The organism is Streptomyces caniscabiei (assembly GCF_014930365.1).
In the GTDB taxonomy this organism is placed as follows: domain Bacteria; phylum Actinomycetota; class Actinomycetes; order Streptomycetales; family Streptomycetaceae; genus Streptomyces; species Streptomyces caniscabiei.
The window spans coordinates 463,021-475,553 of sequence record NZ_JABXWI010000003.1 but is presented as its reverse complement, the minus strand read 5'-3'; the positions used below and the strand labels follow the sequence as shown (position 1 = coordinate 475,553).

The following is a 12,533-nucleotide window of genomic DNA, read 5'->3' as shown; positions in this document are numbered from 1 at the left end:
GGATGCTAGGCCAGAGGCGCAAAGGAGCAGCAGGGGGCACGGCTGTGACCTTGCCCTCCCTGGGGTGACCTTGAAATCGGGCGGGTTACCTGCCGGTCACTTACGGGCCGAGGATGAACGTCGGGGGGTGGTCCGCCGTACCTCGTGCCACGCGGCCCGGGCGCCCCCACGGCACAGTCACCGGGCCGACCGAGGACAGGAGCGTCCCATGGCCGAGAAGTACTTCACCGTCTCCGGCATGAGCTGTGGCCACTGTGCCGCGAGCGTCACCGAGGAGGTCGTCGCGGTGCCCGGTGTCACCGAGGTCGACGTCGACGTGCGGGCCGGCCTGGTGACCGTGCGCGGGGAGACGGCCGACGACGCGGCCGTGCGCGCGGCGATCGTCGAGGCGGGCTACGAGGTCGCGGAGGTCGTCCGGCAGGCCGCCGCCTGAGCCGCCGCGCACCTTTCGTGGCAGCAAGGAAAGGCACGGGAACATTGCCGGAACACGGCAATGAACCGGCCCGGCCGCCCATGTGAGGATCTCGTCAAGCCGGAGACCGGCGGCGGGGCGGGAAAGGGGGACGGCGCGTATGGCCTGGTTCTTCGGACTCGGCATCACGGGGGTCGTGCTGCTCGTCCTGTCGCTGGTCCTCGACGGGGTGCTGGAGGGCGCGTTCGACGGCGGCCCGGCCGGTGCCCTGGAGGGATGGCTGTCGTTGCCGGTCGTCGCCGGGTTCCTGGCGGCGACCGGTTTCGGAGGCGTCCTCGCGACCGAACTGCTCGACGCGGGGCCCGTTCTCGCCGGCGGGTGCGGTGCGGTCCTCGGGGCCGGCACGGCCTGGCTGACGTACCGCTTCGGGCGGGCCCTGATGAGCGATCGGACGGCGGTCACGCCCCGGGGGTCCGACCTGGTGGGCACCGCGGGAAGTGTGGTGACCGACATTCCGGCGGACGGCTTCGGCGAGGTGCTGCTGCGGCTCGCCGGGCAGCCGGTGAAACTCGCCGCGCGCAGCGCGGTGCCGGTGGCCCGGGGCGCCGAGGTGTGGGTGGAGGCGGCGCCGAGCGCCACGTCGGTCGTGGTGCGCCCTGTGGACCGCTGAGCGGCTCCTCCGCAGGGCGTTGCGTTCCTTTCATTCTTTCTTGTGTGATTCGGGGGTATTTGTCATGAGTGCTGTGTTCTTGGCGGTGGTGGGAGTCGTCGTGCTCCTGGTGCTGCTGGCTCTCGTCCTGGTCACCCGCTACAAGGTGGCGGGTCCCAGCGAGGCGTTCATCGTCACCGGCCGGCGCGGCAAGGAGGCCACCGATCCGGAGACCGGGCGGGTGTTCACCGACAACAGCGGGCAGAAGGTCGTGGTCGGCGGCGGGGTGTTCGTCGTGCCGTTCGTGCAGCAGCGGTTCACCCTGGACCTGTCGTCGCGGCACATCCCGGTGGCGGTGCGCGGCGCGGTCACGCTGCGCGGGATCAAGGCGCACCTCGAAGGGGTCGCCATCGTCAAGGTCGGCGGCACCGAGGACTCGATCCGGGCCGCCGCCCAGCGGTTCCTGATGCAGCAGGACGGCATCGTCGGCTTCACCCAGGAGGTGCTGTCGGGCGCGCTGCGGGCCATCGTCGGCCGGATGTCGGTGGAGGACGTCATCCGTGACCGGGCCGCGTTCGCCGGCCAGGTCGCCGAGGAGGCGGAGGCCAGCCTTTCCGGGCAGGGCCTGGTGCTGGACGCGTTCCAGATCCAGGACATCACCACCGAGGGCTCCTATCTGGAGGACCTCGGCCGTCCGGAGGCCGCGAGGGCCAAGCAGGAGGCGGACATCGCCGAGGCGGTCGCCCGGCGCGCCGCCGAGCAGGCCCGGCTGAAGGCCGAGGAGGAGATCGCGGTCGCCCAGCGGACGTTCTACCTGAAGCAGGCCGAGATCAAGGCCGAGACTGACTCGGCGGCGGCGCAGGCGAACGCGGCGGGTCCGCTCGCCGAGGCCGCCCGGCAGCAGGACATCCTCACCCAGCAGGAGAAGGTGGCCGAGCGGCAGGCCGCGTTGAAGGACCGTCAGCTCGACACGGAGGTCCGCAAGCCCGCCGACGCCCAGCGGTACGCGGCCGAACAGGAGGCCGAGGCGCGGCGGGTGGCCCGGGTCAAGCAGGCCGAGGCCGAGCGGCTGGCCGAGATCGCGGGGGCGCAGGCGGAGGCCGAGCGGGCCCGGCTGACCGGTGAGGGCGAGAAGCAGCGGCGTACCGCGCTGGCCGAGGCCGAGGCCGTCGAGGGTCTCCGGCAGGGCGAGTCCGAGCGGGCGCGGCGGGCGGCGATCGCGGAGGCGGTCCGGCTGGAGGGCGAGGCGGAGGCGGCGGCGATCGGCGCGAAGGGCGCGGCCGAGGCGGAGGCGATGCGGCAGAAGGCCGACGCGTTCGGGCGGTACGGCGACGCGGCGGTCCTGCAGATGCTCGTCGAGGTGCTGCCGCAGGTCGTCGCCAAGGCGTCCGAACCGCTCGCGGCGGTGGACAAGATGACGGTCATCTCCACCGACGGCGCCGCCCGCATCCCGCGCGCGGTCGCCGACAACGTCGCCCAGGGGCTCGAACTCCTCGGCTCCACCACGGGGGTCGACCTCGCGGAGCTGCTGAAAGGCATCACGCGGGACAAGGCGGCGGTGCGGGCCGGTGACAACGGCAAGGTGGAGATCGGCGAGTGACGGAATGAGCCTGGGGCAAAGGGAAATGGGCAGCGCTTTACCGATTGTGTGATTTTACCTTTTCGGTGTGCGCTAGACTCCTTTACCGAGCCCCAACGCTCTGTTGAGCGTTTATTTGCTCATTCGTTCGAGTGGTGGTCGGTGATACGCCGACGGCGTGTGGGGGAGGCGTGACATGGGTCGAGTCATCCGCGTGCGCGTCGTGAACGCCGCTCGCGACGCCGTTCCCGATACCGGCCGCGCCGCGGGTCCGAGCGAACACCCCGCGTACTGACGCCCCCCTCCGCCCTTCGCGGAGGGGTCTGCCCGGCATGCCCTGCGTGCCCTCGCACCCGTGCGCGCGGCCGAACTCCCTTCAGGCACAGACGCCGTCACCGCACTCGTCAACGGAGGACAGACGCCCGTGCATCACACCACAGCCATGCTCATCGAACTCGGGGCGATCATCCTCGCCCTGGGCATGCTGGGCCGCCTCGCCGGACGGGTGGGCTTCTCACCCATACCCCTCTACCTGCTCGCCGGGCTCGCCTTCGGCCACGGCGGCATCCTCCCCCTTCAGGCCAGCGAGGAGTTCGTCGCCACCGGCGCAGAGATAGGCGTCATCCTGTTGCTGCTCCTGCTCGGTCTGGAGTACAGCGCCTCCGAACTCGTCACCAACCTCAAGTCCCAATACCCCTCCGGCGCGGTCGACTTCGTCCTCAACGCCATCCCTGGCGCCGTGATGGCGCTGCTGCTCGGCTGGGGCCCGGTCGCCGCGGTCGCCCTGGCCGGCGTCACCTGGATCTCCTCCTCCGGCGTCATCGCCAAGGTCCTCGGCGATCTGCGCCGGCTCGGCAACCGGGAGACCCCGGTCGTGCTGAGCATCCTCGTCCTCGAAGACCTCTCGATGGCCGTCTACCTGCCGATCCTCACCGCCCTGCTCGCCGGGGTGAGTCTGGCGGGCGGCACCCTGACCCTGTTGATCGCCCTGGGCACGGTCGGCGCCGTCCTCTATGTCGCCCTCCGCCACGGGCGGTTGATCAGCCGGGCGGTCTCCTCCGACAACGCCGAGATGCTCCTCCTGGTCGTCCTCGGCCTCACCCTCGTCGTCGCCGGGATCGCCCAGCACCTCCAGGTCTCGGCCGCCGTGGGGGCGTTCCTGGTCGGCATCGCGCTGTCCGGTGAGGTCGCCGAGGGGGCCAGCAGCATCCTGACCCCGCTGCGGGACCTCTTCGCCGCCGTGTTCTTCGTCTTCTTCGGCCTGCACACCGACCCCGCCGACATCCCGCCCGTCCTCCTCCCCGCCCTCGCGCTGGCCGCCGTCACGACCCTGACGAAGATCGCCACCGGGTACTGGGCCGCGCGCCGGGCCGGGATCTCGGCGAAGGGCCGGTGGCGGGCGGGCGGAACCCTGGTCGCGCGGGGCGAGTTCTCCATCGTCATCGCGGGGCTCGCCGTCGGGGTCGAGCCCCGCGTCGGCCCTCTCGCGACGGCGTACGTGCTCCTCCTGGTCCTCCTCGGCCCGCTCACCGCCCGCTGGACCGAACCCCTCGCCACCCGCCTCACCCGCCGCCGCACCGCGGTCGCGGCCCGGGAGACGCCGACGGCGGAACCCGAGCCCACCACCGAGGCGGTGCACGCGAACGCCTGAGCGGACGGGCGTGCGCTCGCGCACTGGTCGGGACGGAGAGCGAACGGGGGAGGACATGAACAGCGGGCGCACGGACGACAGATGCGTACGAGGGAGACGGGGCAGATGAGGGAGCCGGGGCAGATGGGGGAGCCGGGGCGGATGGGGGAGCCGGGGGAGATCGTGGACGGCGTGGTCGCACGGGGGAGCATCGTGAGCGGCGGGAGCGGCGCGGACGGGCGGAACGTGACCGCGGAGGACCACCGGACCGACCGGCCTTCGACCGCCCACGCCCCGACCGACGCCCCCTTGACCGACCGCGCTCCAACCGACCGCACCCCCTCCCACCCTGCACCGCGCGACGGTTTTCTCGACGGGTTCGAGAGGATCCTCGCGGAGGCAGCCGTCACCGGGCGGCGGCTGACGCGGGACGAGATCGAGTCGCGTCGGGCGCTCGGGGCGCGGGCGGCCGAGGCCGGGCACGGCTGGCGTTCGCTGGTGCGGGCGCACCTCGTGGCCGGCCGGGAGAACTGGCCCCGGGGCGCCGACCCGGCCCGCGTCCTCGCCGTGGTCGAACAGGCCGTCGACGCCTTCGCCGACGGCTACGAGCGCGCCCAACGACTCGTGGTGCGCAAGGAGGAGGCCGCCCGGCGGGAGTTCATCGACGACCTTCTGCACGGCCGCGGCGACCCGGGCCAACTCGCCGCCCGCTCCGAGCGGTTCGGCCTGCGCCTGTCCCGCGCCCACGCGGTCGCCGTGGCCGAGGGCCCGGAGAAGTACGACGAGACCGACCCGGTGCCCCGGCAGGTGGCGAGCGACCTGTTCGCCCGCTTCGAGAACCGCCGCATCCTGTTCACCACCAAGGACGGCCGCATGGTCTGCGTCGCCCCCGGTGACCAGGACGACGTCCTCGCCCACTTCGCCAAGCGCTCCTACGCCGCCACCGGCCGCGCCCAGGTCGCCATCGGCCGCTCCCGGCCCGGCACCGTCGGTATCGGCCACAGCTACGAGGAGGCCCTCAACGCTTTGGACGTGGCCCAGCGGATGGGCCTCGACGAGCCCCTGCTGCGCGCCTCCGACCTGCTGGTCTTTCCCGTACTGGCCCGGGACCGGCAGGCCCTCGTCGACCTGGTGAGCAGCACACTCGGCCCGCTGGAACAGGCGCGCGGCGGCGCACGCCCCCTGCTCGACACGCTCACGGCGTACTTCGACACCGGCTGCGTGGCCGCCTCGACCGCCCGGCGGCTCTCCCTCAGCGTGCGCGCCCTCACCTACCGGCTGGCCCGCGTCCGCACCCTCACCGGCACCGACCCGACCGATCCCGTCGACCGCTACACCCTCCAGACCGCGGTGATCGGCGCCCGCCTCCTCGACTGGCCTGCCAGACCCCTGAGTTCGACGGAGGCGACACCCTAGGGACGCCCGTTCCGCCGAGGGCGGTGGCCGTCCGTCCTCTTCGCCGGAATCGCCCGGCAGGCACAGGGGCACCACCTGTCGCACGGCTGTCACGTCGCTGTCGCATGGCTGTCGTCGGCCGATTCATCTGATGAAGCAGATACTGTTCCGTCAGATGTTCCGGCCGCTCAGGCAGGCCCCCGTGTCCCTCCGGCCCGCGTTCATCGAGCCCCTACCCCCACAGAGAAAGGGCACCCTCGTGACCAGCCTTCCCAGCCGTCGACGTCTGCTGGTGACCGGAGCGGGCACCGCGCTCGGTCTCGGCACGCTCGGCGCCACCGCGTCGCCGGCCTCGGCCGCCCCCGCCGAGTCGTCGCGCGGTTCCGTGGCCGAGGACACCAGGACCCTCGACGAGCTGTACCGGGACGCGATAGCCGAGGGCGGCAAGCTCGTCGTCTACGCGGGCGGCGACCTCGCCGACTCGGGCAGTGGTGCAGGCGCCCGGGCCGCCTTCCGCCAGCGGTTCCCCGAGATCGACCTGAAGCTGATCGTCGACTACAGCAAGTACCACGACGTCCGTGTGGACAACCAGTTGGCCACCGACACCCTGGTTCCCGACGTCGTACAGCTCCAGACCCTGCACGACTTCACCCGCTGGAAGCGCGAGGGACGGCTGCTGCGCTACAAGCCCGCCGGGTTCGGCAAGCTGTACAAGAAGTTCCGGGACCCCGACGGCGCCTGGGTCGCCGGCGCGGTCATCGCCTTCAGCTACGTGTACGACGTGGCGGCGGCCGGCGCGAACGCGCCGCAATCCCCGCTGGACCTTGTCGACCCGCGCTGGAAGAACGCGGTCGCCTCCTCCTACCCGCACGACGACGACGCGGTGCTCTACCTCTACGCCCTCTACGCGCAGACCTACGGCTGGGACTGGGTGGCCGCACTCGCCGCCCAGCAGCCGCAGTTCGCCCGGGGCTCGTTCTCGCCCAGCACCGCGATCAACGAGAAGCGGGCGGTCGTGGGGGTCGGTACGGGCGCCAGCCCGACCAGCACCGGCCCGATCCGCATGGGGCGGCCCGAAGGGCACCCGTTCATGGCGTGGGGCCAGCGCATCGCGATCCTCAGGCAGGCCGCCCACCCGACGGCGGCCAAGCTGTTCCTGAGCTGGCAGATCTCCACCGAGCGCCAGACCTCCAACGCCTGGTCGGTACGCACGGACGTGGCCCCGCCCGCCGGGCTGAAGCCGATCTGGGAGTACCCCGAGGCCAACGTGGACGGCTTCCCCCGCTTCATGGAGGACCGCGCCGCCGTCGAGCGGTGGAAGCAGACGTTCGCCCTCTACTTCGGCGAGGTCAAGGGCGACCCGACGCCGGGCTGGCCCGGGCTGCACCCCGGCGCCTGACCCGCCCGCCGCCCGCTCGGCCGGGGGAACCACCCGACGGTGAAGGGCTGGACGGCGAAGCATCGGACGGCGAAGCGCCCGGATCCGTTCGCACGGATCCGGGCGCCCGCTCGGCTCAGCGCACCTCCTTCGCGTACGGCGCGACCGTGATCCGGTCGATCAGCGGGGCGAAGCGGGAGCGGAGCAGCACGCCGGGGAAGGTGTCCGAGGCGTAGGTCGTGCCGTCGAAGTTCGGGAGTTCCTCGGAGCGGAAGGTGAGGGTGTTCTGCCCCTTCTTCAGCCGGACGGGGACGGTCAGTTCCCAGAAGTTGTTCTGGTGGAAGGTGTGCGGGAAGGTGACCCGCCGTGTCCCGCCGCCGTTGACGGTCAGGTCGGCGTGGCGGGCGAGCGGGTCCGGGTTGTAGTGCGTGGCCGGCGACTGCTCGGGGTTGGAGTAGCGGATGCGCAGCGCGTGGGTGCCCGCCCGGTCCGCGGTGACGGTGAACGTCGCGGTGTTGCCGTTGCCCGGTGCGCCGCCGATCCCGGTGATCGCGGTGCCGCCCGTGGCCAGGGAGAGGGGGCTGAGCGCGGCCGAGCCCGAGAGTTCGGCGTCCTTCCCCTCGTACGTGCGCGTCGGGAGTACGCCCTCGGTCGGGGTGACCGTGAGGCGGTCGACGAGGGTGGTGGACGAACCCCCGGTCACCGTCACCTTGTTGACGCCCCCGGAGAGGGAGACCGCGACACTGCTCCCGCCCTTGTCCAGCCGCAGGACGTCCTGGCCGTTGACGGAGAGACGGGCGCCCGAGCCCTTCAGGGTGTCGACCTCCAGGGTGGCCTCGCGGTCGGCGGGGGAGTAGACCCAGAACGTGGCGGTCCCCTTCTTCGGGAGCCGGGCCGCGCCCGAGCCGGTGGCCGCCCGCTTCGGCAGGTCGTAGACGGGCCGTGCCCCGCCGCCCAGCCAGGCGAGTTCGCCCTCGTACACCCGGGTGCGGGCGGAGGCGTCCGGCAGGGTGAGGGTGAGGCGGTCGACGATGGCGTCACCCTGGGTGACCCGCTTGCCGTCGGCGCTCCTCGCGGCGAGCGTCAGGGTGTGCCTGCCCTTGGTCAGCTTCACCGTGGTGTCGGTGTGGTCCCAGACCACCCACTTGTAGCCCAGCGGGAGATACAGCTCCCGCTCGCTGTCCGCCTTGCCGTCGACGCGGAGGAAGACGTTGGTGGGACCCTGCTCCTTCACCTTGTCGAAGGTGTTGAGGGAGTTGGCGAAGACGCTCAGGTCGTAGGTGCCGTCCTCGGGCACGTCCACGGTGAAGTCGAGCGTCATGTCCGAACCGGTGCGCAGGCCACCGACGTTGTAGCCGCCGGAGGTGTAGAACTTCGACACGTCACGCGGGGAGCCCTCGGGCCCGTTCTTCGAGTAGCCGGACCCGGTGTGGGCGGCGTCCTCCGCCTCGTACGACTGCTGCCAGCGCGCGGGCGCGTCCTGCGTGGCCCTGGCCTTCCCGGCGGGGCTGAGCACGATCTCGTACGCCGAGGACTCCTTCAGCGTCGGCAGGGTACCGTCGCCGAAGTCGACGGAGACCGTCCCGTCGTCGGAGACCTTCAGGTTCGTCTCCGTGAGCAGTTTCGGGCCGGCGCTGTCGCCGAGTTGTCCGCTCCACTCGATCTCGCGGACCCAGGCGTGGACGGTCTTGCCGAAGATCTTCTTCGGGACGCCGGCGAAGGTGATGTGTCCCTTGCCGGTGGAGCCGCCGAAGACCAGCCGGGCCTGCTTCTTCTTCTCGTCGAGCGTGCCGACGCCCTGCATGGTGTAGTTCTCGCCCGGGAACGGCGGGTCCACCGTCACCGTGTGCCCGCTCATCGAGGCGTACGCGTTGAGCAGCCACCACTGGCCGTTGCCGCGGTTCGACTGCACGGCGGAGTCGGAGAGGTTGCCGTCGATGTTCCAGTACGCGATGTCGGCGTCCACCTTGGACTCCTCGATCGCCGACACCCACTGGATCATCTGGCCGGGGACCGAGGTGTGGTAGTTGAAGGCGTACTCGTTGATGTTGATGGGCAGTTCGGTGCCCTCGCGCGAGGTGCCCGCGAACAGGTCCTTCTCCCAGCCCCGGTACTTGGCGACGCTGTCGCGCACCGCCTCGGGGTGGCTCAGCTCGTGCCAGGTGATCACCTCGGGGAGCGTGCCCGAGGCCAGGGTGTGTGAGAGGAAGCCCTTCACCTGGTCGTACAGGACACTGGTGTTGGGGCCGGCGATCCGGGCGTCCGGCATCTTCTTCTTGATCAGCCGGTACGCCGAGTCCCAGGCGGCGAAGAAGTCGTCGGGGTCGTCGAGCCAGCTGACCTTGTCGTAGCTCCACTCGCCGGTGCCGAACATGTTGCCCTCGGGCTCGTTGTACGGCACGAAGACGATGTTGTCCTGGTACTCCTTCGGCAGCTTCAGGACCTGGTCGACCTGGTCGGCGATCTTCTCCTCGTAGAGCTTGAGCTTCTCCGCAGGGGTGTCACCCGGCCACTGGTACGGGAAGCCGCGGTGGATGTCGGTCATGTAGATGTACACGTCACCGTCGGTGGAGTCCGCCAGCGGCTTCACCACCTCCAGGGCGTCGGCCCCCGGGTGCTGCGGACCGTCCTGCGCCTTGGTGGAGACCGTGCGCAGCCCCATGCCCTCGATGAGGTTGTTGGTGGGCACGTCCGGCCCGTACACGCCGTAGAGGGTGCCGGAGGCGCCGCCGTGGAACGCGCCGGTGTCCGAGGCGAGGTCGACGGTGAGCTGGCCCTCCCGCACCACGGTGACGGTCGCCTTCACGTCCTGTCCGGCCGCGCGCCCGGCCACCGTGAACGTGCCGGGGCCGGCGTACTTCTCCTCCGGCACCGCGTCCCACACGATCGGCGTGTCACGGTCGTAGTCGTCGGACCAGGAGGAGCGGACCGCCGTGGGCAGGGACGGGGCGGTCCCCGTGGTGGTGCGTACCTCGAAGGACGTCCGCGACAGCGCCCGGAGGGTGGGGACGTCGCCGGCCACCCGCGCCACCTGCTCGGCGCTCAGCGCCGAGTGCCACACCGTGAAGTCGTCGATCGCGCCCTTCAGCAGCGGGTCCGGCCAGAAGGACTTGCCGATGTATCCGGCCGCGGAGGCCGAGGCGTCCAGCAGCTCCCTGGCCTTGACCCCGGTCTTCGCGGAGGAGACGGCCACGCCGTCGAGGTAGGTGGTGACCCGTCCGGCGGCGGTGTCGAGGGTGACCGTGACCGTCCGCCAGGCGTCGGCGGGGAGCGCCGCGTACCCGGAGACCTGCGCCTCCGCGCCCCCGCCGCCGGTGGTCACGGCGGTGCGCAGCACCCCGCCGTTGTTGGACGGGGTGGTGAAGAGGTACTTCGACGTGTCGGTGCCCAGGTCGAAGATCCGCTGCCAGGACGACTTGTCGCCGTCCCACTTCAGGCGGGCGGACACCGTCAGGTCGGTCGCGTCGCCGACCACCGCCCGGGGCAGACGCACGTACGCGCCGTCGGAGGTGGGCGCTCCGCCGGGCAGGGCGAGCGCCCTGCCGCCGCCCGTGCCCTCGACGGACCGCGCGGTGGAGCCGTTGACCAGGCTCGCCGTCAGACCGTTGCCGGAGACGTCCGTGATCTCCCCGGACGCGAGGTCGTCCTCGTCGAAGGTGTAGCGGGCCGTGGGCTCGGGCGCGTCGGCCGCCTGCGCGGGAACGGCCGGGGCGACCAGCACGCCCGCGCCGAGGGCCAGCGCCACGGCGGCCGGGGCCCGGCGCCGGGCAGATCTGTCAGCGGATGACATGGAGTGCGTCCTCGATCCTGTGAGTAACGGGTCCCGGTCGACCCACCCGGGGCCCGGCCGTGCGTCCGTGTGCCGAGATCGATGAGGCGGGTCCGAGGGGGCGGCGATGCGGAATCGGTTCGATCGGCCGTGCTCCGAGGGCCGGGGGCGGTTGATCCGTGCGGCCGTGACGGGGCTCCGCGGACCAGGAGTTGCGCGGAATCGGGTCCCGGCCGCCGGAAGGATCACTTCGTCGAACCGGTTCGCAGGAAGCTAGCACCGGAGAAAACAGGCAGCAATACCCCGGACGCGAGCGGGGCCGGTGAAGGCCGTGAAACGTCCAGATTGCCGCGCTGTGACGAGAAGTGCCGTTTGAGGTGTTGACAGCCGTCCGTCTTGTTCCTACCTTCACTTCACGCGAACCGGTTCGACGACCGGGCAGCGAATCCTCCTCGTCCCTCCTCAAAACCCGGCCCACGCGGCTCGGCAGCTCCGCTACCGTGGAGCGTCGAACCGGTTCGAGCAAGGAGTCCTCCGTGAACATCGGTGAGATCGCCCGGCGAGCCGGTGTCTCGCGGAGCACCGTGTCCTACGCGCTGAGCGGCAAACGCCCCGTGTCGGACGACACCCGCCGGAAGATCCAGCAGGTCATCGACGAGCTGGACTACCGGCCCAACGCCAGCGCCCGCGCTCTGGCCAACGGGCGGACCAACACGATCGGCCTGGTCTTCCCGCCGGCCGGCAACCACTACACGGGCATGCAGCTGGATTTCATCGGCAGCGTGGTCGAGGCCGCCGCGGCCCACGACTACGACGTGCTGCTGTCGCCCAGCGGCGTCGACAGCGACCGTTCCTTCCAGCGCCTGCTGGGGGAGCGGCGGGTGGACGGCGCGATCCTGATGGAGATCAGGCTGCAGGACGACCGGGTCGATCACCTGGCCGAACTGGACTTCCCCTCCGTCGCCATCGGCCGTACCGCCCGGCCGGAGGGCGGCTGGTGGGTGGGCCTGGACCACACGGCGCTGGCGGCGGCGTGCGTCCACCACCTCGCGGACCTCGGCCACCGCAGGGTCGCCTTCGTCAACCGGCCCGAGCAGCTCCTGCGGGCCGGGTACGAGTCCGCGCACCGGGGGCTGGAGGGCTTCACCAAGGCCGCGGCCGAGCGGGGCCTGACCGTCCGGTCGTACACCTGCGGGGACGACGCCGGCTCCGGGCAGGCGTGCCTGGAGCGGATCCTCCGGGACGACCCGGCGACCACGGGCCTGGTCACGCTGAACGAGGCGGCACTGGGCGGCCTCTACCGGGGGCTGGCCCGCGCCGGCCGCCATGTGCCACGCGACTTCTCCGTCACCGGGGTGGTGGCCGGCCGGTGGGCGGAGACGGTGACCCCGCAGCTCACCGCGGCGGACGTACCGGCGGAGGAGATGGGCCGTCTCGCCGTCGACCTCCTCGTCGAACGGCTGGACGCACCCGACGCGACGCCCCGGAACCACCTGCTCGTACCGCCGATCTCCCTGCGCGCCAGCACCGGCCCCGCCCTCGGCCTCACCTGAACCCGAAACCCGACCTCCCGCCCGCCACAGGCTCTGTCCTCCCGCCTGCCGCAGGCCCCGACCTCCCGCCACGCCGGCCTCCTGACCTGCCGAAGGCCTGCACCTCCTGACCGGCCCAGGGCGTCAACCTCCTGACGCACCGAAGGCCCCACCGGCCCCACCGCCGCC

General features: G+C 71.7%; 8 protein-coding genes. 7 read left to right on the top strand and 1 reads right to left on the bottom strand.

Features of this window, described 5'->3' with window-relative positions; translation table 11 throughout:
- Window positions 1–208 precede the first annotated feature (208 nt).
- From HW837_RS10335 to HW837_RS10310, 6 genes are all read left to right on the top strand, one after another.
- On the top strand, window positions 209–433 hold the full coding sequence (locus HW837_RS10335) for a heavy-metal-associated domain-containing protein (RefSeq protein WP_045562041.1): 225 nt from the start codon (window positions 209–211) through the stop codon (window positions 431–433).
- Between the two features lie 139 nt (window positions 434–572).
- Window positions 573–1,082 carry a hypothetical protein gene (locus HW837_RS10330; protein WP_060883001.1) on the top strand — a complete coding sequence of 170 codons (510 nt, stop codon included), beginning with the start codon at window positions 573–575 and terminating at the stop codon, window positions 1,080–1,082.
- 64 nt (window positions 1,083–1,146) lie between these two features.
- The gene (locus HW837_RS10325) at window positions 1,147–2,661 is read left to right on the top strand and encodes an SPFH domain-containing protein (RefSeq protein ID WP_045562039.1); all 1,515 of its coding nucleotides are present in this window, start codon (window positions 1,147–1,149) and stop codon (window positions 2,659–2,661) included.
- A gap of 403 nt (window positions 2,662–3,064) precedes the next feature.
- Window positions 3,065–4,291, top strand: a complete 1,227-nt coding sequence (locus HW837_RS10320; protein ID WP_045562038.1) for a cation:proton antiporter — start codon at window positions 3,065–3,067, stop codon at window positions 4,289–4,291.
- Between the two features lie 105 nt (window positions 4,292–4,396).
- Window positions 4,397–5,686: a PucR family transcriptional regulator gene (locus HW837_RS10315; protein WP_237270097.1), complete on the top strand. Its 1,290-nt coding sequence runs from the start codon at window positions 4,397–4,399 to the stop codon at window positions 5,684–5,686.
- Between the two features lie 238 nt (window positions 5,687–5,924).
- Window positions 5,925–7,064 carry an ABC transporter substrate-binding protein gene (locus tag HW837_RS10310; RefSeq protein WP_193380620.1) on the top strand — a complete coding sequence of 380 codons (1,140 nt, stop codon included), beginning with the start codon at window positions 5,925–5,927 and terminating at the stop codon, window positions 7,062–7,064.
- A gap of 115 nt (window positions 7,065–7,179) precedes the next feature.
- On the opposite strand, the gene HW837_RS10305 is transcribed toward HW837_RS10310, so the two are convergent.
- Window positions 7,180–10,833, bottom strand: a complete 3,654-nt coding sequence (locus HW837_RS10305) for a LamG-like jellyroll fold domain-containing protein (protein ID WP_193380621.1) — start codon at window positions 10,831–10,833, stop codon at window positions 7,180–7,182.
- A gap of 515 nt (window positions 10,834–11,348) precedes the next feature.
- On the opposite strand from HW837_RS10305, the gene HW837_RS10300 reads away from it, so the two are divergent.
- Window positions 11,349–12,365 carry a LacI family DNA-binding transcriptional regulator gene (locus HW837_RS10300; RefSeq protein ID WP_045562036.1) on the top strand — a complete coding sequence of 339 codons (1,017 nt, stop codon included), beginning with the start codon at window positions 11,349–11,351 and terminating at the stop codon, window positions 12,363–12,365.
- Window positions 12,366–12,533 lie beyond the last annotated feature (168 nt).

Excerpts from the sequence above, each read along its gene's own strand:
- HW837_RS10330 (WP_060883001.1), top strand. The coding sequence starts at position 573 with ATGGCCTGGTTCTTCGGACTCGGCATCACGGGGGTCGTGCTGCTCGTC.
- HW837_RS10325 (WP_045562039.1), top strand. The coding sequence starts at position 1,147 with ATGAGTGCTGTGTTCTTGGCGGTGGTGGGAGTCGTCGTGCTCCTGGTG.
- HW837_RS10315 (WP_237270097.1), top strand. The coding sequence starts at position 4,397 with ATGAGGGAGCCGGGGCAGATGGGGGAGCCGGGGCGGATGGGGGAGCCG.
- HW837_RS10335 (WP_045562041.1), top strand. The coding sequence starts at position 209 with ATGGCCGAGAAGTACTTCACCGTCTCCGGCATGAGCTGTGGCCACTGT.
- HW837_RS10305 (WP_193380621.1), bottom strand. The coding sequence starts at position 10,833 with ATGTCATCCGCTGACAGATCTGCCCGGCGCCGGGCCCCGGCCGCCGTG.